We start from the raw sequence: 20,809 nt of genomic DNA, 5'->3' as shown, positions 1-20,809 counted from the left end.
CGGCCGCGCCCTCAGATCTGGCTCTGCTGGTAGAACCCGCTCTCCACCAGCACCTGCTGCCAGTTGGTCTTGTTGACGAACACCGGCTTCAGCAGGTACGACGGCACCACCTTCACGCCGTTGTTGTAGGTCTTGGTGTCGTTGATGGTGGCCGGCTTGCCGCTCATGTACTCGTCGACCATCGAGGCCACGCGCACCGCCAGCTGCCGCGTGTCCTTGAACACCGTCGACGACTGCTCGCCGCGCTGGATCGAGCGCACCGAGTTCACTTCGGCATCCTGCCCCGTCACCACCGGCCACGGCTGCCCCGCGGTGCCGTAGCCGACGCCCTGCAGCGCCGTCAGCAGCTCGACGCTGGTGTTGTCGTTCGGCGAGAGGATCGCGTCGAGCCGGCGTTTCGCATACAGCGTCTTCAGCATCGCCTGCAACCGTGCCTTCGCGATCGCACCGCTCCATTGCGGCGTCGCCACCTCGGCCATCGCGACCTTGCCGGAGCCGACCGTCAGCGCGCCGGAGTCGATGTGCGGCTTCAGCACCGACATCGCGCCGTTGTAGAAGAAGTGCGAGTTGTTGTCGTCGGCCGCGCCGGCGAACAACTCGATCAGGCCCTTGCCGCCATCGCGCAGCTTCAGCCGCGTCTCGATGTCGCGGCCCTGCAGCACGCCGACCTCGAAGTTGTCGAAGGTGGCATACGCATCCACGTTGCCGCTGTCGCGGATCAGCCGGTCGTAGGCGATGACCTTCACGCCCTTCTTCGCGGCCTTGTCCAGCACCGCGGTGAACGCGCTGCTGTCGCTCGCGCCGATCACCACCACCTTCGCGCCGGCGTCCATCATCTTCTGGACCTGGCCGGGCTGGTCGCCGGCGTTGTTGATCGCGTACTGCAGGTCCACCGTGTAGTTCAGGCGGTTCAGCGTGCGCATCATGCTGAGCCCGTCGTCGACCCATCGTCGCGACGAGAAGGTCGGCATCGACACGCCGATCAGGCCCTTGTCGGCCACGGCCGCACGGGCCAGGCGGGAGGTGGCCAGCAAGGCCGGCGCAGACAGGGAAAGCAGGAGTCTTCTACGGTTCATGGCTTGTCTCGGTGGCTCCAGTCGAGGTGCTGGATGGCGCGCAAGTTAAGGCCGTACCCCCCTGTAACCGATCGATGCAAACCCTGAGACAACGCACTGCCGTGCAACGGATCGCACGCGCGCAGCGTTGCTGCGCGCTGTACTACGCAGCGCTACACGGCGTGACCCGATCCAGCGACCCGGCCTGGCGCCGAGACGGCGCGAGGAACCCAGGTCCTCAGAAGTAGTGCGTGAACATCAGCCCCACGTGATCGCCCTTGATCTTCGGGGCGCCATCGCTCGCCGGCGTGAAGTCCTCGCGCACGAAGCGCAGCTTCACCGCCGAATGCGGAGTGACCAGGAACTCGCCTTCGAGCACGCGGCCGGTGGCATGCCGGTAGCTCTGGCTCAGCCCGCCCGCATCGCCGCTGCCGTGCAGCTTGGCACCGAACACGAATTGCGCGCCGGCGCCGAAGCGCAGGTTGTTCGTCACCGCAAACAGCCCCATCAGCTCGAGCGGAAAGCGCTGGAAGCGCAGCGTGCCGCCGGCCGCCTTGCGGCGGTCGATCTGCAGGCCCAGGTTCATCTGCAGCGCGAACGGCTCGGCCACCCAGTATTCGGCACCGGCGAACAGCTGCAGGCCGCGGCCGGCGTCCATCTCGGCGCCCGAACCGGCCACCAGGTTGTCGCCACCGGAGGTGATACCGCCGCCCAGCGAGAACTTCAGCGGCCCGCCGCCATCGGCCGCGTGGGCGGCAGGGGCCGCCGCCAGCGTCAGGGCCATGGCCAGCGCGGCGGCGGCTGCCAATCGGAATTCGGTCATCGGAAGGTCCTGTGCAACTTCAAGAAAGAGGATCGGCGCGCCCTCAGGCATCGCGGCTCAGCCGCAGGTCCACCTCGCGGTCGACGAACGCCCATTCGGGCGAGGCCCGCAACGCCGCCACCAGCGCCTCGAAGGCCTCGGCATCGGCCGGCGCGTACTCGAACCAGGTCAGGAAATCGAAGGGCTGCGGCGTTTCCAGGTCGCGGCAATGGTGCAGGCGGCGTGCCACCGCGGGCAGGTAGTCCAGCCCGATCGCGATGTGGCGCGATTGCGCCTCGAAGATCGCGCGCCGCTCGTCCTGCGTCATCGCCCACCAGGCGGCGTTCTTGCGGATCGGGATCAGCGCGGCACGGCGAGCCTCGGCGCGGCCGAGTGCCGGCTGCTTCGCGAGCAGCTGCTGCTTCTCCGGGCGCTCCACGTAGCGCTCGTTGCTGGTGATGCCGCGCAACTGCCACGCCGCGCCCGGCTCGCCGGTCCCGGCGCCGCCTGCCGCTTCGGCAACCCGCAGCCGCGCCACGGCCGGCAGGCCGTCGCCGGTCACCGCGCCGATGCGCTCGACACGCCACGGTCCGTCCGCGCCGCCGATGAAGTCGAACAGTCGCGCTGGCACCGCCGTCACGGCGTGTCCCTGACGAACACCACCCCCATCGCGCCGACCGACAGCAGGTGCCCATCGACCGACGTGTATGACGCGACGCCTAGCGAGTGGTAGCTCGACACCAGCGCAGCCAGCGAGCCGAGGCCCAGCGCCTTGGCCAGCACGTTGCGTTCGCCGATCGCGGCCCGCACGCGGTCGCGGTGGCGCTCGGCCGACGGATTGAGCACGACGGCAAGCGCCAGCGTGGCGGCCACCAGGCCGAGGACGGTGAAAAAACGGCGTGACGTCATCGTGACAGGCAAGAGCGGAAAAATCGGGAAAGAAATTCAGCGTCGAATCGGCAAAAACGACCGGCGATTGTCGCCGCGACCGGCGGGCCCGTCAGCCCGCCATCAGCCCGCGGCCCGCATCACCGCCGTGCGCAGGTCGATCTCGCTCGGCACGCGCTTGAAACGCAACACCCGGTAACCGGCGGCCGCCAGCATGCCGTCGCGCGCCGCCACCTCGGCGGCATCGCGTGCGTGGCTCGCATCGTCGAGCTCGATCAGCGCCAGCACGTCGAACTCGCGGCTGCACACCGCGAAGTTCGCGAACTGCCGCTCGAAGCGGCTGCGTGTCGACCGGTGGTTCGCGGTCAGCAGCGCCGACAGCGACACCTGCGCCAGCACCACCTGGTCCGGGAACGCCTCGCACAGCCGGTGGAACATCGGTTGTTCCTGCTTGCCCAGCGGCCGCCGCGCCACCGGCGCCGCACCCGGCTCGCGCGCCGCACGGTTCTTCATCACCCCCAGCGCGGCCAGGCCGGCCAGCAGCAGCACGGTCATCACCAGCACGATCGTCATGCGCGAGCCCTTGCATCGTTTGCGATCGGGCGATTGTCGGGGAACCCCACCCATTCAAGGGGGTTGCCGGGGCGTCACGTCGTCACGCCGGGTGTAACCAAGCTCCGCAATTGCAACCGGGCACCGTGCACTGCGTCACACAGGCATCAGTCTTGCTCATACCGGTTTCTGTTTTTGTCATATTGGTGCCTTCCCTGAGTCGTGTTCAATCGATCACGACAACGGGCGGCACGCGAGGAGAAGTTACTTGCCAGGACCCCGCATGCCCATCCCGTTCCGACCCGTTCTGCGCACTGGCGTCGTGCTGTGCTGCGCACTCGTGATGGCTGCCTGCGGCAGCAAACGCGAGGGTGCGACGCAGGTGGCGGCGAAGGTCAACAAGGAAGAGATCTCGGTCCACCAGATCAACTTCCTGATGCAGCGTCAGGGCCCGCTGAAGCCGGAACAGGTCGAGGCCGCGAGCCGCAAGACGCTCGACGCGCTGATCGACCAGGAACTCGCGCTGCAGGCCGCCAACGAACAGCGCCTCGACCGCGATCCACGTGTCGTGCAGGCGATCGAGGCGTCGCGCCGCGACATCCTCGCGCGCGCCTATGCCGAGCGGCTGGCCGAGAGCGCCGCGGTGCCGACCGAGAAGGAGGTCAGCGACTACTACAGCGCGCACCCGGAGCTGTTCGCGCAGCGCCGCGTCTACACGCTGGTGGAAACCGCCGTCGAGGCGACGCCGGCACAGCAGCAGGCGCTGAAGCCGCAGATCGATGCCGCGAAGAATGCCGACGACGTGGCCGCCGCGCTGCGCGTCGCCGCGTTGCGCTTCGGCACGCGCCAGCTGACGCAGGGTGCCGACGCACTGCCGATGCAGGCGGCCGCGCCGATGGCCGCCCTGAAGGAAGGCCAGTCGCACGTGATCAACGGCCCGCTGGGCGCACGCATCCTGACCATCGTGTCGGTGAAGCCGGCGCCGCTGGCCGCCGCAGAAGCGAAGAACGCGATCCAGCAGTACCTGCTGGTCGACCGCAAGCGCCAGGTGGTGGACCAGCAGCTCAAGCAGCTGCGCGCCGCCGCCCGCATCGAATACCAGGGCAAGTTCGCGCAGGCCGCCGGCGAGCCGGCACCGACCGACGGCCCGGCGCCGGTGGTGGTCACGACACCGACCGCCGAGGTCTCCGCGACGAGCACCGCCGCCAGTGCGGCCAGCCCCGCCGCGTCGGGCACCGCGCTCGATGCATCGACCGTCAACAAGGGACTCTCCAACCTGAAGTGATGAAAAAACTGCCGACCGCCATGACGATCAAACGCCCTGCCCAACGCGCGACCGCAGCCGTCACCGCCGTCGCGCTCGCTGCACTTGCGCTGGCCGCCCCGCTCGCGCACGCGCAGACGGCGCCCGCGGCACCGGCCACCACCGCCGCCGTCGTGAGCGGCAACGCCCCGCCGGTGCCGCTGGACAACCGGCAGCGCGAGTACCTGATCGGTGCCGGCGACGTGCTGCGCGTCGCGGTGTACCAGAACCCCGACCTCGCGATCGAGACCCGCGTCTCCGACACCGGCCAGATCAGCTTTCCGCTGCTCGGCCAGGTGACGGTCGGCGGCCTCACGGTGCCGCAGGTCGAGAAGGCGCTGGCCGACGGCCTGCGCACCGGCAATTTCGTCAAGCAGCCGCAGGTGACGGTGCTGGTGACGCAGGTGCGCGGCAACCAGGCTTCGGCGCTCGGCATGGTGAATCGCCCGGGCCGCTTCCCGATCGACGTCAGCGGCATGCGCCTGAGCGAGCTGCTCGCGCAGGCCGGCGGCATTGCACCGGGGGGCAGCGATGTTGTCATCTTGACCGGTATCCGCAATGGCCAGCCGTACCGCCTTCAGGTCGATATTGCCGCACTATTTGCAAACGGCGCACAGAGCCAGGATCCGGTGGTGCTCAACGGCGACACGATCTACGTCGAGCGCATGCCCACCGTTTACATCTATGGCGAAGTGCAACGCCCCGGCGCGATCCGCCTCGAGAGCAACATGACGCTGATGCAGGCGCTCGCCAGTGGCGGCGGCCTGACCCAGCGCGGCACCACGCGCGGGCTGCGCGTGCACCGGCGCAACGGCGAAGGCCGCGTCGAGGAACTGCAGCCCGGGATGAACGACGCGCTGCAGAACGGCGACGTGATCTACATCCGCGAAAGCCTGTTCTGACCGGAACCCCATAACAACCTACCGCTGCGAGCCTCGCCCATGTCCTTCTCGCAATTCATGTCCATCCTGCGGGCCCGCTGGAAAGCGGCGCTCGCGATGCTGTTGCTGACCCTCGGCACCGCGCTGGCGCTGAGCCTGCTGCTGCCGAAGAAGTACACCGCCAGCGCTGCGCTGGTGATCGACGTCAAGTCGCCCGACCCGATCGCCGGCATGGTGCTGGCCGGCATGATGACGCCGGGCTACATGTCGACCCAGGTCGACATCATCACCAGCGACCGCGTGGCCCAGCGCGTGGTGCGCGACATGAAGCTGAACCAGAACGCCGAGAGCCGCGCGAAGTGGCTCGATGCCACCGACGGTGCCGGCGAGTTCGAGGCCTGGCTGGCCGAGGCGCTGCAGAAGCACCTCGACGTGAAGCCCTCGCGCGAGAGCAACGTGCTGAACGTCAGCTACACCTCGCCCGATCCGAAGTTCAGCGCCGCGCTGGCCAACGCCTTCGTGCAGGCCTACATCGACACCAACCTCGACCTGCGCGTCGACCCGGCCAAGCAGTACAGCAGCTTCTTCGACAGCCGCGCGAAGGAACTGCGCGAATCGCTCGAGAAGGCGCAGGCCAGGCTGTCGACCTACCAGAAGGAAAAGGGCCTGGTGTCGACCGACGAGCGCTTCGACGTCGAGAACGCGAAGCTGAACGACCTGTCGACGCAGCTGATCACGATGCAGGCGCTGAGCGCCGAATCGACCAGCCGCCAGCAGCAGGCCGCGATATCGCCGAACCAGCTGCCCGACGTGATCAACAACCCGGTGGTGGCCGGGCTGCGGGCCGACCTGTCGCGCCAGGAAGCCCAGCTGCAGCAGCTCGGTACGCGCCTCGGCGATGCCAACCCGCAGGTGCTGGAGCTGAAGGCCAACATCAACGAGCTGCGCTCGCGCTACGACGCCGAGGTGCGCCGCGTCAGCAGCAGCATGGGCGTCAACAACAACATCAACAAGGCGCGCGAGGCCGATGTGCGCGCCGCGCTCGAAGCCCAGCGCACCAAGGTGCTGAGGCTGAAGGACCAGCGCGACGAATCGCAGGTGCTGCAGCGCGACCTCGAGGCCGCGCAGCGCGCCTACGACGCCGTCGGCGCGCGCCTGACGCAGACCAGCCTGGAGAGCCAGAACAACCAGACCAACATCTCGATCCTGACGCGCGCGTCGGAGCCGGCCCGGCCTTCGTCGCCGCGGCTGCTGCTGAACATGCTGGTCGCGGTGTTCCTCGGCGGCATGCTGGCGGTGGGCATCGCGCTGCTGCGCGAGCTGATCGACCGCCGCGTGCGCAGCCCGGAAGACCTGGTGCGCACGATCGGCCTGCCGGTGATCGGCAGCATTCCGCAGCCGATGCGCCGTCGGCTGCTCGGCGGCAAGCAGCGCTTCGTGCTGCCGAAACGGGTGCTGGCGCGGCTGCCGGGAGCCTCTTCGAAACTGGCCGTCGCCAACGGCACGCGGGGGCGCTGAACCATGGCCAACATGAGAGACGGAATGGCCGGCTTCGGCGGCGGCGCGCGCGGCGCGAACGGCCTCAACGGCAACGGCAGCGCGGAGGCCGTCGACGGCGCCTACCAGGGCGGCGGCCAGCAACTGCACGACCGCAGCATCGGCGACATCATTGCCGACCTGAAGAACCTGTCGTCGCAGCAGGTCGAGACGGTGCTGGCCTACCAGCGCCAGCACCGGCTGCGCTTCGGCGAGGCGGCGGTGGCGCTCGGCTTCGCGAGCGACGACGACGTGCTGTATGCGCTGTCGCAGCAGTTCCACTACCCCTATGCGCCCGAGGAACGGCGCGACCTGAGCCGCGAGCTCGTCGCCGCGGTGCAGCCGTTCAGCCAGCAGGCCGAATCGTTCCGCGCGATCCGCAGCCAGCTGATGATGCGGCTGTTCTCGGCCAACGAGCCGAAGCGCGCGCTGGCCGTCGTCAGCCCCGAGGCGGGCGACGGCAAGACCTTCTTCGCGGCCAACCTGGCGGTCACGCTGGCGCAGCTGGGCGGGCGCACGCTGCTGGTCGATGCCGACATGCGCGGCCCGCGCCAGCACGAGGTGTTCGCGGTGCCCAACGGCGCCGGCCTGTCGAACGTGCTGAGCGGCCGCAAGGAAACCAACGTCATCCACCAGGTGCCCGACCTGCCCAGCCTGTTCCTGCTGCCGGTCGGCGTGACGCCGCCGAACCCGCTGGAGCTGGTCGAGCGGCCGGCCTTCAAGCTGCTGCTGCGCGAGCTGCTGTCGAAGTTCGACCATGTGCTGGTCGACACGCCGGCCGCGTCGTACGGCGCCGACGCCGGCGTGATCGCGGCGCGCTGCGGCTCGGCGCTGGCGATCGCGCGCAAGAACCAGTGCCACATGAACGGCCTGCAGGACCTGGTCACCAGCCTCGCCGAGAGCCCCGCCAAGCTCGCCGGCGTCGTCCTCAACGATTATTGACATGACCCCCCCGAAGCGCTTCGCGCCTCCCTCCGAGGGGGCGCCGCCAGTGGCCCGGCAAAGCCGGTTCCACGGCGGCCGCTCGATGGCAGCCTGGCTGACGCCATGGCTGTTGCCGGCGGCGGGCCTGGTGGCGATGTACGGCCCGAGCTTCTTCGACCTGCTGAACGGCATCTGGCGCACCGACGAGCAGGGCCACGGCCCGATCGTGCTCGGCATCTCGATCTGGCTGCTGGTGCGCGCCTGGCCGGCCGCGATGTCGATGCCCGGCGACCGCCCGCGGCCGCTCATCGCCTGGCCGCTGCTCGCGGTGGGCACGCTGTCGTATGCGCTCGGCCGCTCGCAGGGCATCCTGATCCTCGAGATCGGCTCGCTGCTGTGGATGCTGGTCGGCCTGGTGCTGCTGCTGCGCGGCCCCGGTGCGCTGAAGCGGATGTGGTTCCCGCTCTTCTTCATGCTGTTCATGATCCCGCTGCCGGGCACGGTGGTCGATGCGCTGACGCAGCCGATGAAGCTCGCGGTGTCGTACGTCGCCGAGAACATCCTGTACCGCATCGGCTACCCGATCAGCCGCACCGGCGTGATCCTGCAGATCGGCCAGTACCAGCTGCTGGTGGCCGATGCCTGCGCCGGGCTGCACACCTTGTTCACGCTCGAGGCGCTCGGGCTGCTGTACCTGAACCTGGTGCGGCATGCCTCGGTGTTCCGCAACGTGGCGCTCGCGATCCTGATCGTGCCGATCAGCTTCTGCGCCAACGTGATCCGCGTGATGGTGCTGACGCTGATCACCTACCACTTCGGCGACGAGGCCGGCCAGGGCTTCCTGCACGGCTTCGCCGGGCTGGTGCTGTTCATGGCCGCGCTGCTGCTGATCACCGGCGCCGATTCGCTGCTGCGGCTCGGCGTGCGGCACAAGGCGGCGGCATGAGCCCGCCGGACCGCTCCAAGGGCGAATACCGCCGTGCGCAGCACGCAGGTACTCCAGTGAGCACGACATTCGTCCCGAGTTGGAGGCGGGCCGCCGCGGTGCTGGTGCTGATGCTGGGCGCCGTGGTGCTGGCACAGGCTGTCACGCCGCGCGCACGGCTGGCCGCGCTCAGCAGCGACCTGAAGCTCGAGACCGCGATCCCGCGCGCGTTCGCCGGCTGGCGGGTCGACAACGGCACGGTCGCGCAGGTCATCAACCCGCAGCAGGTCGCGCTGCTGAACACGCTGTATGCGCAGACGCTGACGCGCACCTACATCGGCCCGACCGGCGAACGGGTGATGCTGTCGATCGCCTACGGTGCGGCGCAGGCCGGCGAGCTCGAACTGCACCGCCCCGAGGTCTGCTACGTGGCGCAGGGCTTCCAGATCCGCGGCGGCGGCCATGCCGCGCTCCAGGCCGACGCGACCCGCGTGCCGGTGCAGCGGCTGCTCGCCAGCCTCGGCGCGCGCAGCGAGCCCATCAGCTACTGGATGCGCGTCGGCGACGACGTGATCCCGTCCGGCATGCAGCAGCAGGTCTCGCGCCTGAAGCAGGGCCTGCGCGGCTGGATCCCGGACGGCCTGCTGTTCCGCGTGTCGACCATCGCGACCGACACCGCCCCGGCCTACCAGATGCAGGAGCGCTTCATGGCCGACCTGCTGCAGTCGGTCGACCCGCGCACGCGGCGCTTCCTGATCGGCCCGGTGAGCCCGTCGCAGAGCCCGGCCGACGCCAGCGTCGCCGCCACGGCGCCCTGAACCGATCCCGGCCGAACCTGCCTGCGACCGCCATGAACCCGCCCGACGTTTCCGTCGTCATCGTCAACTACAACGGCCTGCGCTTCCTGCCCGAATGCCTGGACACCGTGCGCGCGGCCTTCGTGCGCCACAGCGTCGAGGTGATCGTGATCGACAACGCGTCGGTCGACGGCAGCCAGGCCTTCCTGCGCACGCGGCCCGACATCCGCTACATCGAATCGACCGAGAACCTCGGCTTCACCGGCGGCAACAACCGCGCCGCGCGCGAGGCCCGCGGCCAGGTCCTGCTGCTGCTGAACAACGACACCCGCTGCGACGGCAACCTCGACGGCCTCGTCGACGAGGCGCTGCAGCCGGAAGTCGGCGTCGCCGGCTGCCACATGGTGTACGGCGACGGGCGCCTGCAGTTCTCGGTCGGCTTCGAACACACGCCGGTGCGCATCGCGCTGTCGTGGCTCGGGCTCGAGAAGCAATGGCGCACGCCCGACGTGTTTCGCCGCGTGCAGACCCGGCCCGGCTTCTACGCGCTGTCGAACCCGTCGGTCGACTGGGTGTCGGGCGCCTGCCTGGCCACGCGGCGCGAGGTGTGGGAACGGCTGGGCGGCCTCGACGACGCCTTCTTCATGTACTGCGAAGACGTCGACTACGGCCGCCGCGTGCGCCAGCTCGGGCTGCGCGCCAGCTACCGCGCCGACGTGACGGTCACGCACTACGAAGGCGCCGGCAAGGCCTGGGCCGGCCGCGCGACGGTGCTGCGCACGCTGCGCTCGTACCTGCTGTTCGTCACCAAGCATTTCGGGCGCGGCGCGGCCTCGAGGCTGGCGCTGTCGCTCGGCCTGGTGTTCTCGGCCAAGGCGCTGGCGCACGCCGGCCGTGCGGTGGTGTCGGGCAACCCCGAGCGCCGCGCACTGCAGCGCGACAAGCGCAACGGCTATTTCCAGGCCGCGCGGCAGTCGTTCGCCGCGTGGTGGAAGCAGACGCCGGTGGTGGCGCGATGAGGGGCGAACCATGAGAGCGGCCGGCCGCCTCCTCTGCCTGATTGCGTTTGTCTCGCTGCTGTCGCAGTTCGGCAAGACGCTGCTGAGCATGGCCCACGTGCCCAACCTGATCCCGCCGCTGCGCGACGGGCTGCTGCTGCTGCTGGTGCTGTTCGCGATCAGCCGCACCGATGTCTTCAAGGCACGCGGCTTCTACCTGTGGGCGCTGCTGTGCATCGCGGCGATCTCGGCGACGGTGTTCGTCGCCGCGTTCGACGACCGCCACATCCCCGGCCTGTACTACGCCCGCATCTACCTGCTGCCGCTGCTGTTCGCGGTGGCGCTCGAAGGCATCGTGCTGCGCGCGAGCGACGACGACGTGCGCGCGCTGCTGCGCATGAGCTTCTGGTGCGGCCTGCTGGTGGTGTTCACCGCGTTCGGCATCTTCGCCGCGGTCGAACTCAGCCCGCGGCTGCTGCGCACGCTGATGGGCGACGACACCGGCACCGGCCCGCTCGCGAGCGCCTGGTACATCGCCGGCGGCACCTGGCTGCGCATGGGCCTGCCGGCCACCGGGCCGAACTCGCTCGGCCTCGCGCTCGGGCTGTATGCGCTGCTGGTCGGCGGCGTGCTGTTCTCGCGCAAGCCGCGGCCGCTGCCGAGCGTCGTGGTGGTGGCCGCGCTGGTGTTCGCGCTGCTGGCGGTCGCCCTCACCTTCTCGCGCAGCAGCTGGCTCGCGATCATGCTGGGCACCGCCGCGCTGGTGCTCGCCTGCGTGCCGGGCAGCGTGCTGTTCAGCCCGGCCAACCTGACGCGCATGGTGCTGGCCGGCGCGGTCTCGATCGCGCTGATGGGCGTCGCGCTGCTGCTGCTCGACAGCTACAGCGACGGCGCCGTCACCCGCTGGGCGCTGCTCAACGCCAGCGGCACCGACCCATCGATGGTCGGCCACCACAAGTCCTTCGTGATGGCGATCGAATCGCTGAACGACTATGCCTGGCTCGGCTACCCGAAGGGCACGGTCGGCGCGCGCGCGGCGCTGTTCGGCGGCACGCTCTACAACGTCGAGAACAGCTTCCTCGCGCTGTTCTTCGACATGGGGCTGCCGATCGGCACCGTCTTCCTGGTGTCGATCGCCGGCATGCTGTCGGGGCTGTGGGTGCACCGCAGCCAGTGGTCGGTGCTGATCGGCTTCACCGTCTGCGCGTTCTTCCTGCCGTACAACTTCGAGCCCGACATCGTCGTGTTCTTCCTGTTCGTCTTCACGCTGCTCGGCCGTTTCATGCACGGCCATGCCGCCGCCTTCGCGCCACCGCGCGCGCCCTCGCTGTACCAGTCCACCCTCGCCACGCATGAACTTGCCTGAATCGCCGGCCCCCGCGGCGACGGTCGCATCGACCCCGCGCGTGCTGCTGCTCGCGCCCTTCCTCTACGGTGAAGGCTCCGCCAACGGCGGCGCGGCGCTCTGCTGGGCCCAGCTGAAGGAGCTGGCCGGCGTCGCGACGGTCGCGTTCCTCGGCTACCGCGGCGCCGAGCCCGACGACACCGACCGCCGCGCGCTCGCGAGCCTGCAGGCGCATTGCGCGCAGGTCGACAGCGTGCCGCTGCAGATCGCGCGCAGCGCGGTGCTGCGTGCGCGCCTCGGCTCGTTCGCGTTCGGCGAACCGGAACTGGCGCGGCTGTGCCGCACGCCGGCGATGGACACCGCGCTGCGCGCGATGCTGGAGCGCTTCCGCCCGGACATCGTGTGGATCCAGTTCCCGCAGATGGCGCAGTACGTCGCGCTGTGCGACGGCATCCCGTGCGTGATGGACGTGCAGGACGCCTACAGCCTGTCGGGCTTCCGCCAGGCGCAGCGTGCGCCCGGCCCGCGCAACTGGCTGAACTGGGTCGCGTGGGCGCGCTACGAGGCGCGCCACTACCCGCGCTTCGCCGCGGCGCTGACCTTGTCCGAGCAGGACGCGCAGGTGCTGCAGGCGCTGAACCCGGCCACGCGCGCGCTGTCGATGGGCCTGCCGCTGGCCGACGACCAGGTGCTGCAGCGCGCCCACGGCGCGGCGGTGGCCGGCCGGGTCGGCTTCGCCGGCAGCTTCGGCCACCAGCCGAACCTCGAAGGCATGGCCTGGTTCCTGCGCGACATCTGGCCGCGCGTGCGCGAGCGCATGCCGCAAGCGCGCTTCGTCGTCGCCGGCCGCAACCCGCCGGCGGCGCTCGTCGCGCAGGCCGATGGCGGCAGCGGCATCGAGTTCAGCGGCTTCGTGCCCGACATCCATGCGTTCTACGCCAGCAACGCCGTCACCGTGGTGCCGCTGGTCAGCGGCGGCGGCGTGAAGATCAAGACGGTCGAGGCGATGCTCGCCGGCTCGGCGGTGGTGTCGACGCGCATCGGCGTCGAAGGCACCGGCGCGCTCGACGGCTGCCATGCGATGGTGGCCGACGAGGCGCAGGCCTTCGCCGACCACACCGTGCGGGTGCTGTCGGACGATGCGCTGCGCGCCCGCCTGTCGGAGGCGGCCCGCCAGCATGCCGGCGTCGCGTTCTCGGCCCGTTCGTGGCGCGAGCGGGTGATGGCCACGGTGAACGAAGCGGCAGGCGGGGCGAGCGCCGGGCCGCTCCCAAGCCGGCCCGCCCTCCCCTCGCGGGAGTGGCCGGCGTACTCGCCGGCCGAGGGGTCGTCATGAGCAACGTGCCGATGGACTCGCAACACAAGATGTCCGCCGCTCGCGGAACCATGTGGGCCTACGTGCAGAACTGGGCGGCGCGCGGCATCACCTTCATCGTGTTCTTCGCGCTCGCGCGGCTGCTCGGTCCGACCGAGTTCGGCGCCTTCGCGGTCGCGATGGTGTTCCTGACGCTCGGCGAGATCTTCGTCGAGCAGCTGTTCGGCCATGCGCTGGTGCAGCGCGCGACGCTGAGCCCGGAGCACATCAACGCCGCGTTCTGGACCACGATGGCCTGCGGCATCGTGCTCGCGTCGCTGGCGCTGACCTGTGCGCCCTGGTTCGCGCACACCTTCGACAGCGACGGCATCCAGCCGGTGATCATGGCGCTGTCGCCGGTGTTCCTGCTGATGGCGCTGTCGGCGGTGCCAGCCGGCCTGCTGCGCCGCTCGCTCGACTACCGCACGCTCGCGCGCCGCACCGCCACCGCCAACCTGCTGAGCGGCGCGGTCGCGATCGTCGCGGCGCTGATGGGGCTGGGCGTCTGGTCCTTCGTGCTGCAGCAGCTGTGCTTCCACGTCACCGGCACCGTGATCCTGTGGCGCCACGAGAGCTGGCGCCCGCGCTGGGCCTTCGACCGCCGCGCGCTGCACGACCTGTCGGGTTTCTCGGCGCGCATCACCTTCGTCAAGCTGCTCGACCTGGCCGAGACCCGCGTGATCGAGCTGGTCGTCGGCCGCCAGATGGGCCTGGCGCTGCTCGGCAACTACGCGCTCGCCGCGCGCGCGCAGCTGGCCGCGACGCAGCTGCTGGCCGCGCCGCTGTGGGATTCGTCGATCTCGGTGTTCGCCCGCGCGCAGGTCAACCGCGAGGCGCTGCTCGACGCGATCGCCACGCGCTCGCTGATGGCCGCCACGTTCATCGTGCCGGCCTTCCTGCTGGCCGCCGGTTCGGGCGAGGTGCTGGTGCCGGCGGTGTTCGGCAGCCAGTGGCACGACGCGGTCGCGCCGTTCCAGATCCTGTGCCTGTTGGGTGCATTGCGCACCATCGCCTTGCTGTATTCGTCGGCAGTGCAAGCGACCGGTGCAGCCGGCGCGATGGTGCAGGTCGGCATCGTGCGCTGCGCCTGCAGTTTCCTGGTATTGCCCTTGCTGTTGCCCTTCGGTCCCGCAGGCGTTGCCGCCAGCCTGTTGTTCGGCCAGATGGCGGCGGTGCCCATCATCTTCCGCGTCATCCGTCTCTCCCTGGAGATCCAAGCCATGCCCATCCTCCGTCAGATCGCCAAGCCGGTGCTGGCTGCCGTCCTCGCCGCTGCCGTCGGCTTCGCCGTCGCGAACTTCGCGCAGACCCGCGTCAATGCCGTGGTCGGATCGGCACTGAGCCTGGGCATCAGCGCGGCGCTGTATGCGCTGCTGATCGTCGCGCTGATGCCGCGCGTGCTGCTGCGCCATGTGTCGCGCCTGCCCGGCGCCGTCGGTGCCGCCGGCGTGCGGCTGCTCGAAGGCGTGGTGCGGCTCAACGACGGCATGCTGGTGCGCGCCTACCGCGTGCTGATGTCGCTCGCGCGGCCGTTCGCGGCCCAGCCGGCCCGGCCTGGCGAGGTGGTGATCGTGATCGCCGATGCGTACTCGATGATCGGCTCGGTCGGCGACCAGGCACTGGTCGGCGGGCTGACCGCGCTGCTGAAGCAGGCCGGCATCAAGTCGGCCCGCGTGCTGTGCCGGCCCGGCGTCGAGATGCCGGTCGGCGGCGACGTGGCCTTCAGCGCGATGCCGCTGTGGGGCCGGCTCGGCCAGGCCGGCGCGGTCGCCAACGAACTCGCGAAGGCGCGTGCGCTGATCGTCATCGGTGCCGACGTGCTCGACGGCTTCTACTCGCGATTCGAATCGATGCTGCGGCTCGAGGTGGCCGGTTTCGCGGCGCGCCGCGGCGTGCCTGCGATGGTGTGCAGCTTCAGCTTCAACGACCGGCCCGATCCGGCGATGGCCGGCGCGTTCCGCCAGCTGCCGCAGGGCGTCACGCTGCTGTGCCGCGATGCGGTGTCGCGCGAGCGGGTCGCGCAACTGGTCGGCGAGCGGGTGAGGCTGACCGCCGACCTCGGCTTCCTGCTGGAGCCGTCGGCAGCAGGCGAACTCGAGCGCAGCGTGGCCGCGTGGCTGAAGGAAGGCCCGCAGGCCGGCGGCCCGGTGATCGCGTGGAACCTGTCGCCGCATTCGCTGAAGCTGTTGTCGGCCGCGCAGCGCGACCAGGCGGTGTCGGCGTCGGCCACCGCGATCGCGCGCCTCGTGAAAGAGCGCGATGCGCGCGTCGTGCTGGTGCCGCACGATTTCCGCCCGCACGCGAGCGACCCCGAGATGCTGGCCGACGTGTTCTCGCGCCTGCCGGCCGACGTGCAGCCGCGCGTGCTGCTCGCGCAGGGCCCGTACACCGCGGCCGACGTGAAGCAGTGCTGCCAGCATTTCGACCTGGTGCTGACCGGCCGCATGCACCTGATGATCGCGACGCTCGGCCGCGACATCCCGGTGGTGGCCGTCGAGTACCAGGGCAAGTTCGCCGGCGCGCTGCGCCATTTCGGGCTCGGCGCCGAATCGCTGCTGAGCCCGCTCGAGGTCTGCGATCCCGACAGCCTGGTCCGCTGCGTCTGCGCACGCCTCGATGCCCTGGCCGAGACGCGCGCGCAGATCCGCTCGCGCCGCCCGGCGGTCGAGCAACTCGCGTCGGCGGCACTCGCCGCCCAACTGGGAGCATGAACCATGAACCTGGCCCTGCGCAGCCTCCTTCTCCGCACCGCCCTCGCCCTGGCCTGCGTCGTCGCGCCGTGGGCAGCCGTCGCGGCCAGCACGCCCTACCAGCTGGGGATCTACTACTACCCCGGCTGGTCGCCCGGCGTGAAGGGCCCGTCCGAGCCTGACACCTGGTCGTCGATCAAGCCGTATGCGAAGGACCGCGAGCCGATGCTCGGCTGGTACCGGGACGACAAGGCCGTCACGCTGGACCGCCAGCTCGGCTGGATGTCCGACGCCGGCATCTCGTTCGTGATCTTCGACTGGTACTGGGAGAACGCGAAGCCGGCCACCCAGACCGCGGTGCTCGCCTACCTGGCCGCGGCGCAGCGCACGAAGGTGAAGTACTCGCTGATGTGGGCCAACCACACGGCCGAGCCGAAGACGCTGGCCGAATGGGATGCGCTGGTCGACTTCTGGATCGCCAACCACTTCAAGCGGCCGGAGTACCTGCGCATCGACAACAAGCCGGTGATGTTCGTGTTCTCGCCCGACGTGCTGCGCGGCCAGGCGACCGCGATGAAGACGACGACCGCCGCGATGCTGACCCGCGCGCGCGCCCGGGCCAGCGCCGCCGGCGTGCCCGGCATCTACTTCGTGCTCGGCGTGGTGGCCTCGCAGTTCTGGGTGCGGGACTTCGCGTTCAACAGCGGCTTCGACGCGCTGTCGGCCTACAACTACCACTTCGGCATCGCCGGCGAGGACTCGACGCGCACGCCGTACTCGAAGAGCTACGACGAACTCGACCAGTACTACCGCATGCAGTGGAACTGGATCGTCAAGTACAGCAAGCTGCCGTACTTCGTGCCGATGACGGCCGGCTGGGACCGCACGCCGTGGGGCGGCAGCTCGCAGCCGGGGCATGACGACTCGGTGTCGACGCCGGCCACCTTCGAGGCCCACCTGCGCGCCGGCAAGGCGCTGATGGACGCCAACCCCGACAAGACCAAGCGCATCGGCGTGCTGTGCTGCTGGAACGAATACGGCGAAGGCTCGATCATCGAGCCGACGAAGAAATTCGGCATGCAGTACCTCGAGAGGATCCAGGATGTCTTCGTCCCCTGAGGCCGCACGCGCCGAGCTGCGCGTGACGGTGCTGCTGCCGCGGCACCTGGACGTGGCCGCCTGGGCGCAGCGCCATGCGCGCGGCGAGGTGCCCGACGCGACGCCCTACGGCTACCACCACGCGCTGCAGCAGGGCTGCCGCCTGAGCTTCTCGCGCGCGACGCCGCCATGGCCGGGCGCACTCGGCCAGCTCGACCGCGTGCTGCGCAAGCTGCTCGGCTTCGAGCTGCGGCATGTGTGGGCGAACCGCGCGCTGCTGCACCCAAACCGCGCCGACGTGATCTGGACGCACACCGAGTACGAGCACCTGGGCGTCGGGCTGTTGCGCCGCCTGGGCGTCGCGACCGCGCCGATCGTCGCGCAGTCGATCTGGCTGGTCGATGAATGGGCGCGCTGGTCGGGCCTGCGGCGAGGCCTGGTGCGCTGGCTGATGCGCGATGCCGAGGCCGCCACCTTCCATTCGCCGCTGAACATGGTGCGCGCCCGCGAACTCGACCTGGGCGAGCGGCAGGTGATCGTCGATTTCGGCATCTCGCTGGACAGCTACCCGATCGCGACCGAACGCCCGCAGGCCGAGCTCGACGGCACGCGGCCGCTGCACGTGCTGGCGCTCGGCAACGACCGCCACCGCGACTGGGAGACGCTCGCGCAGGCGCTGGGCGGCCGTGCCGGCGTCGAGCTGCGCGTCGGCTCCAGCCACTTTCCGGCACGCCTGGCGCAGCCCAACATCAGCGCGCACCCGATGACGCAGGCCGAGGTGGTCGCGAACTACGGCTGGGCCGACTGCGTCGTGGTGCCGCTGCACGAGAACCTGCATGCGTCCGGCCTGACCGCGGTGCTCGAAGCGACCGCGCGCGGCGTGCCGGTGGTGGCCACGCGCGCCGGCGGGCTGGACCACTACTTCGACGACGACGGCATCGCGTTCTGCACGCCGCACGACGCGGCCGACCTGTGGCGCGCGATCGATGCGCTGGTGACGACGCCGGGGCGCCGTGCCGCGCAGGTCGCGCACGCGCAGCAGCGGTTGTTGTCGCGCCGCTTCAGTTCCGAAGGTTTCGCGCTGCGCCATGTCGAATTGAGCCGACGCCTCGTCGGTGCGGGCCACGAGCCTGCACCGGTTTCCGCCACGCCGCTGGGCACCCGCTGATGACCACGACACCTGTTCGCCGACCCCGCCTCGGCGTGGATTTCCACACCTGGGACGGCATCTTCCAGGGCTCGCGCAGCCACATCCTCGGGCTGTACCGCGAGGCCATCCGGCTCGCGCCGGAGATCGACTTCGTGTTCCTGCTCGACGGCATCGACAGCCTGCGGGATGCGCATCCCGAGTTCCGTGCACCGAACGTCGAGCTGGTGCGCATGGCGCACCAGCGCGCGCCGGTCCGTCTCGGATTGCAACTGCCGTGGCTGCAGTGGAAGCACCGCATCGACCTGCTGCACATGCAGTACCGGCTGCCGTTCGTGCGCACAGGCGCCTGCGCCTGCACCATCCACGACCTGCTGTTCGAGACCCATCCGCAGTTCTTCCCGCGCAGCTTCGTGCTGCAGTCGAAGCTGACCTTCCGGCATGCGGCGCGGCGCGCGAAGCTGCTGTTCGCGGTGAGCCAGTTCTCGAAGGGCGAGATCGCGCGGCTGTACGGCGTGCCGGCCGACGACATCGCGATCACCTACAACGGCGTCGACCCGCAGCGGTTCAGGCCCGGCCCCGAGGGGGCCGATGCGGTGCGCGAGCTCGGCCTGGAACCCGGCGGCTACCTGCTGACGGTGGGCCGGCTGGAGCCGCGCAAGAACCACGAGACGCTGATCCATGCGTATGCCGAGCTGGGTGCCGATGCGCCGCCGCTGGTGATCGTCGGCCAGCGCGACTTCAGCTACGAGCAGATCGACCGGGCGGTGGTGAAGCACGGCCTGCAGCAGCGCGTGCGCTTCCTGTCGAGCGTGGGCGACCAGGCCTTGCCGGCGGTGATGCGGCATGCGCTCGCGTTCGCGTACCCGGCCTTCGCCGAAGGCTTCGGCATGCCGGTGGCCGAGGCGATGGCCAGCGGCGTGCCGGTGATCACGTCGAACACCACCTCGCTGCCGGAGGTGGGCGGCACGGCGGCGCTGTATGCCGACCCGGAGTCCAGCGCCCAGCTGGCCGCCGCGCTGCGGCAGGTGCTGGGCGATGCGGCCTTGCGCGAGCGCATGCGCGCGCAGGGCCTGGAGCAGGTGCGCAAGTTCGACTGGCAGCAATCGGCGCAGGTGCTGGTGCACGGCGTGCGACGCTTCTTCGAACCCACGCCGTCGAGCCCGGCCGCCTACAACCCTTCCTCCAGAGCTGACCGATGACCAAGACCCTCCGCATCCTCGGCACGCGCGGCGTTCCGGCCGCCCACGGCGGTTTCGAGACCTTTGCCGAGCACCTGGCGCTGTACCTGGTGGAGCGCGGCTGGCGCGTGATCGTGTACTGCCAGGAGGACGGCACCGGCCCGGTGTTCGAAGACACCTGGCGCGGCGTCGAGCGGGTGCGCATGCCGGTGGACGCGCCGGGGCCGAAGGGCACGATCCTGTTCGACTGGCAGGCCACGCGCCACGCCGCGAAGCACCGCGACCTGTGCCTGACGCTCGGCTACAACACGGCGGTGTTCTGCACGCTGCTGCGCCTGAAGGGCGTGCCGAACCTGATCAACATGGACGGCATCGAGTGGTCGCGCGCCAAGTGGGGCGGGGTCGCGAAGACCTGGTTCTGGATGAACGACTGGGCCGGCTGCTGGCTCGGCAACCACCTGGTGGCCGACCACCCGGAGATCAAGCAGCACCTGAGCACGCGCGTGAACGCGAACAAGGTGACGACCATCGCCTATGGTGCCGACCCGCTGCGCGACATGCCGACCGCGCCGGTGCACGGCCTGGGCCTGGAGCCCGGCCGCTACCTGACGCTGGTGGCCCGGCCCGAGCCGGAGAACTCGATCCTGGAGGTGGTGCAGGGCTTCTCGCGCGCGCCGCGCGGCGTGACGCTGACGGTGCTCGGCAACTACTCGGCGGACAACGCGTACCACCGCGCGGTGAAGGAAGCGGCGAGCCCCGAGGTGAAATTCGTCGGCGCGATCTACGACAAGCCGACGGTGCAGGCGCTGCGCTTCCACAGCATGGCGTACGTGCACGGCCACCAGGTGGGCGGCACCAACCCGTCGCTGGTGGAGGCGCTCGGTGCGGGCAACGCGGTGATCGCGCACGACAACCGCTTCAACCGCTGGGTGGCCGGGCCGCAGGCGGGCTATTTCAACGGGGCCGACGGCTTCGCGACGACGCTGGAGGCGGTGCTGAAGGATCCGGCGCGGCTGACCGCGATGCAACAGGCGAGCCGCAGCCGCTTCGAGGAATGCTTCACCTGGAACCACATCCTGGCGCAGTACGAGCAACTGCTGCTGCAATGGCTGCCGGTGGCTTCCAGTGCTGCGGCGCGTGAGGGACGTGTTTCTTGAACTGCCGCTTTTTTTCGTGCAAAGGCGCGGGTGGGGAGGCTGCGGCGCGCCGTCGGGGGCGGTCCTCGGCCCCTGGGGGCCGAGGACTTCCCTCCGCTGACTGGCTTCATGGCCCGTCGCCGAAACTCCCTCCACTCACTTCGTTCGTTGTGGTCAAACAGTCGGCGACAGTCAGT

19 protein-coding genes are annotated in these 20,809 nt (G+C 70.1%); 14 read left to right on the top strand and 5 right to left on the bottom strand.

Annotated elements, in window-relative coordinates; all coding sequences use genetic code 11:
- Positions 1-11 precede the first annotated feature (11 nt).
- The 5 genes from ASC98_RS28380 to ASC98_RS28360 form a co-directional block, all read right to left on the bottom strand.
- Positions 12-1,076, bottom strand: a complete 1,065-nt coding sequence (locus tag ASC98_RS28380; RefSeq protein WP_056820605.1) for a sugar-binding protein — start codon at positions 1,074-1,076, stop codon at positions 12-14.
- Between the two features lie 217 nt (positions 1,077-1,293).
- Positions 1,294-1,878 (bottom strand): outer membrane beta-barrel protein, encoded by a 585-nt coding sequence (locus tag ASC98_RS28375; RefSeq protein ID WP_056805527.1) that lies wholly within the window; start codon positions 1,876-1,878, stop codon positions 1,294-1,296.
- A 43-nt stretch (positions 1,879-1,921) separates the two neighbouring features.
- Entirely contained in the window at positions 1,922-2,497 is a 576-nt protein-coding gene (locus ASC98_RS28370) for a chlorite dismutase family protein (protein WP_369820468.1), read from the bottom strand.
- A complete protein-coding gene (locus tag ASC98_RS28365) occupies positions 2,494-2,766 on the bottom strand; it encodes a hypothetical protein (protein WP_056805524.1) in 273 nt (90 codons plus the stop codon). The genes ASC98_RS28370 and ASC98_RS28365 overlap by 4 nt, the downstream gene beginning before the upstream one ends.
- A 102-nt stretch (positions 2,767-2,868) precedes the next feature.
- A complete protein-coding gene (locus ASC98_RS28360; RefSeq protein WP_056805520.1) occupies positions 2,869-3,318 on the bottom strand; it encodes a DUF2726 domain-containing protein in 450 nt (149 codons plus the stop codon).
- A 262-nt stretch (positions 3,319-3,580) separates the two neighbouring features.
- Between ASC98_RS28360 and ASC98_RS28355 the strand changes: the two genes are divergently transcribed.
- The 14 genes from ASC98_RS28355 to ASC98_RS28290 are packed head-to-tail and all read left to right on the top strand — an operon-like array spanning position 3,581 to position 20,633.
- Positions 3,581-4,582 (top strand): EpsD family peptidyl-prolyl cis-trans isomerase, encoded by a 1,002-nt coding sequence (locus tag ASC98_RS28355; protein ID WP_082542116.1) that lies wholly within the window; start codon positions 3,581-3,583, stop codon positions 4,580-4,582.
- A 20-nt stretch (positions 4,583-4,602) separates the two neighbouring features.
- Positions 4,603-5,502 (top strand): polysaccharide export protein EpsE, encoded by a 900-nt coding sequence (gene epsE, locus ASC98_RS28350; RefSeq protein ID WP_082542150.1) that lies wholly within the window; start codon positions 4,603-4,605, stop codon positions 5,500-5,502.
- Between the two features lie 39 nt (positions 5,503-5,541).
- Positions 5,542-6,999 carry a chain length determinant protein EpsF gene (epsF, locus tag ASC98_RS28345; RefSeq protein ID WP_056805516.1) on the top strand — a complete coding sequence of 486 codons (1,458 nt, stop codon included), beginning with the start codon at positions 5,542-5,544 and terminating at the stop codon, positions 6,997-6,999.
- A 12-nt stretch (positions 7,000-7,011) separates the two neighbouring features.
- The gene (locus tag ASC98_RS28340) at positions 7,012-7,959 is read left to right on the top strand and encodes a polysaccharide biosynthesis tyrosine autokinase (protein ID WP_235581433.1); all 948 of its coding nucleotides are present in this window, start codon (positions 7,012-7,014) and stop codon (positions 7,957-7,959) included.
- A 1-nt stretch (position 7,960) separates the two neighbouring features.
- Positions 7,961-8,887, top strand: a complete 927-nt coding sequence (xrtB, locus tag ASC98_RS28335; RefSeq protein WP_235581432.1) for an exosortase B — start codon at positions 7,961-7,963, stop codon at positions 8,885-8,887.
- 56 nt (positions 8,888-8,943) lie between these two features.
- Complete coding sequence (gene epsI / locus ASC98_RS28330) at positions 8,944-9,684, top strand: exosortase-associated protein EpsI, B-type (protein ID WP_162249318.1); 741 nt, start codon at positions 8,944-8,946, stop codon at positions 9,682-9,684.
- A 32-nt stretch (positions 9,685-9,716) separates the two neighbouring features.
- On the top strand, positions 9,717-10,682 hold the full coding sequence (locus ASC98_RS28325; RefSeq protein WP_056805505.1) for a glycosyltransferase family 2 protein: 966 nt from the start codon (positions 9,717-9,719) through the stop codon (positions 10,680-10,682).
- A gap of 10 nt (positions 10,683-10,692) precedes the next feature.
- Positions 10,693-12,027 carry a hypothetical protein gene (locus ASC98_RS28320; RefSeq protein ID WP_056820604.1) on the top strand — a complete coding sequence of 445 codons (1,335 nt, stop codon included), beginning with the start codon at positions 10,693-10,695 and terminating at the stop codon, positions 12,025-12,027.
- Positions 12,014-13,342, top strand: a complete 1,329-nt coding sequence (locus ASC98_RS28315; RefSeq protein WP_162249319.1) for a glycosyltransferase family 4 protein — start codon at positions 12,014-12,016, stop codon at positions 13,340-13,342. Before ASC98_RS28320 ends, ASC98_RS28315 begins: the two co-directional genes overlap by 14 nt.
- A 29-nt stretch (positions 13,343-13,371) precedes the next feature.
- On the top strand, positions 13,372-16,071 hold the full coding sequence (locus tag ASC98_RS28310; RefSeq protein WP_162252911.1) for an oligosaccharide flippase family protein: 2,700 nt from the start codon (positions 13,372-13,374) through the stop codon (positions 16,069-16,071).
- 3 nt (positions 16,072-16,074) lie between these two features.
- Positions 16,075-17,169 carry a glycoside hydrolase family 99-like domain-containing protein gene (locus tag ASC98_RS28305; protein WP_056805494.1) on the top strand — a complete coding sequence of 365 codons (1,095 nt, stop codon included), beginning with the start codon at positions 16,075-16,077 and terminating at the stop codon, positions 17,167-17,169.
- Positions 17,153-18,316 carry a glycosyltransferase gene (locus ASC98_RS28300; protein ID WP_082542118.1) on the top strand — a complete coding sequence of 388 codons (1,164 nt, stop codon included), beginning with the start codon at positions 17,153-17,155 and terminating at the stop codon, positions 18,314-18,316. The genes ASC98_RS28305 and ASC98_RS28300 overlap by 17 nt, the downstream gene beginning before the upstream one ends.
- The gene (locus ASC98_RS28295) at positions 18,316-19,497 is read left to right on the top strand and encodes a glycosyltransferase family 1 protein (protein WP_082542119.1); all 1,182 of its coding nucleotides are present in this window, start codon (positions 18,316-18,318) and stop codon (positions 19,495-19,497) included. The genes ASC98_RS28300 and ASC98_RS28295 overlap by 1 nt, the downstream gene beginning before the upstream one ends.
- Entirely contained in the window at positions 19,494-20,633 is a 1,140-nt protein-coding gene (locus ASC98_RS28290; protein ID WP_056805485.1) for a DUF1972 domain-containing protein, read from the top strand. Before ASC98_RS28295 ends, ASC98_RS28290 begins: the two co-directional genes overlap by 4 nt.
- The last annotated feature ends 176 nt before the right edge of the window (positions 20,634-20,809 follow it).

Origin of the sequence: Rhizobacter sp. Root1238, from assembly GCF_001425825.1 — a bacterium.
Classification (GTDB): Bacteria; Pseudomonadota; Gammaproteobacteria; order Burkholderiales; family Burkholderiaceae_C; genus Rhizobacter.
This window is presented reverse-complemented; position numbering and strand designations above follow the sequence as displayed.

Coding starts and splice junctions, on each gene's coding strand:
- epsF (WP_056805516.1), top strand. CDS start 5,542: ATGTCCTTCTCGCAATTCATGTCCATCCTGCGGGCCCGCTGGAAAGCG.
- ASC98_RS28375 (WP_056805527.1), bottom strand. CDS start 1,878: ATGACCGAATTCCGATTGGCAGCCGCCGCCGCGCTGGCCATGGCCCTG.
- ASC98_RS28295 (WP_082542119.1), top strand. CDS start 18,316: ATGACCACGACACCTGTTCGCCGACCCCGCCTCGGCGTGGATTTCCAC.
- xrtB (WP_235581432.1), top strand. CDS start 7,961: ATGACCCCCCCGAAGCGCTTCGCGCCTCCCTCCGAGGGGGCGCCGCCA.
- ASC98_RS28310 (WP_162252911.1), top strand. CDS start 13,372: ATGTCCGCCGCTCGCGGAACCATGTGGGCCTACGTGCAGAACTGGGCG.
- ASC98_RS28340 (WP_235581433.1), top strand. CDS start 7,012: ATGAGAGACGGAATGGCCGGCTTCGGCGGCGGCGCGCGCGGCGCGAAC.
- ASC98_RS28290 (WP_056805485.1), top strand. CDS start 19,494: ATGACCAAGACCCTCCGCATCCTCGGCACGCGCGGCGTTCCGGCCGCC.
- ASC98_RS28315 (WP_162249319.1), top strand. CDS start 12,014: ATGAACTTGCCTGAATCGCCGGCCCCCGCGGCGACGGTCGCATCGACC.
- ASC98_RS28325 (WP_056805505.1), top strand. CDS start 9,717: ATGAACCCGCCCGACGTTTCCGTCGTCATCGTCAACTACAACGGCCTG.
- ASC98_RS28300 (WP_082542118.1), top strand. CDS start 17,153: ATGTCTTCGTCCCCTGAGGCCGCACGCGCCGAGCTGCGCGTGACGGTG.
- ASC98_RS28355 (WP_082542116.1), top strand. CDS start 3,581: ATGCCCATCCCGTTCCGACCCGTTCTGCGCACTGGCGTCGTGCTGTGC.
- ASC98_RS28305 (WP_056805494.1), top strand. CDS start 16,075: ATGAACCTGGCCCTGCGCAGCCTCCTTCTCCGCACCGCCCTCGCCCTG.
- ASC98_RS28360 (WP_056805520.1), bottom strand. CDS start 3,318: ATGACGATCGTGCTGGTGATGACCGTGCTGCTGCTGGCCGGCCTGGCC.
- epsE (WP_082542150.1), top strand. CDS start 4,603: ATGACGATCAAACGCCCTGCCCAACGCGCGACCGCAGCCGTCACCGCC.
- ASC98_RS28365 (WP_056805524.1), bottom strand. CDS start 2,766: ATGACGTCACGCCGTTTTTTCACCGTCCTCGGCCTGGTGGCCGCCACG.
- ASC98_RS28320 (WP_056820604.1), top strand. CDS start 10,693: ATGAGAGCGGCCGGCCGCCTCCTCTGCCTGATTGCGTTTGTCTCGCTG.
- ASC98_RS28380 (WP_056820605.1), bottom strand. CDS start 1,076: ATGAACCGTAGAAGACTCCTGCTTTCCCTGTCTGCGCCGGCCTTGCTG.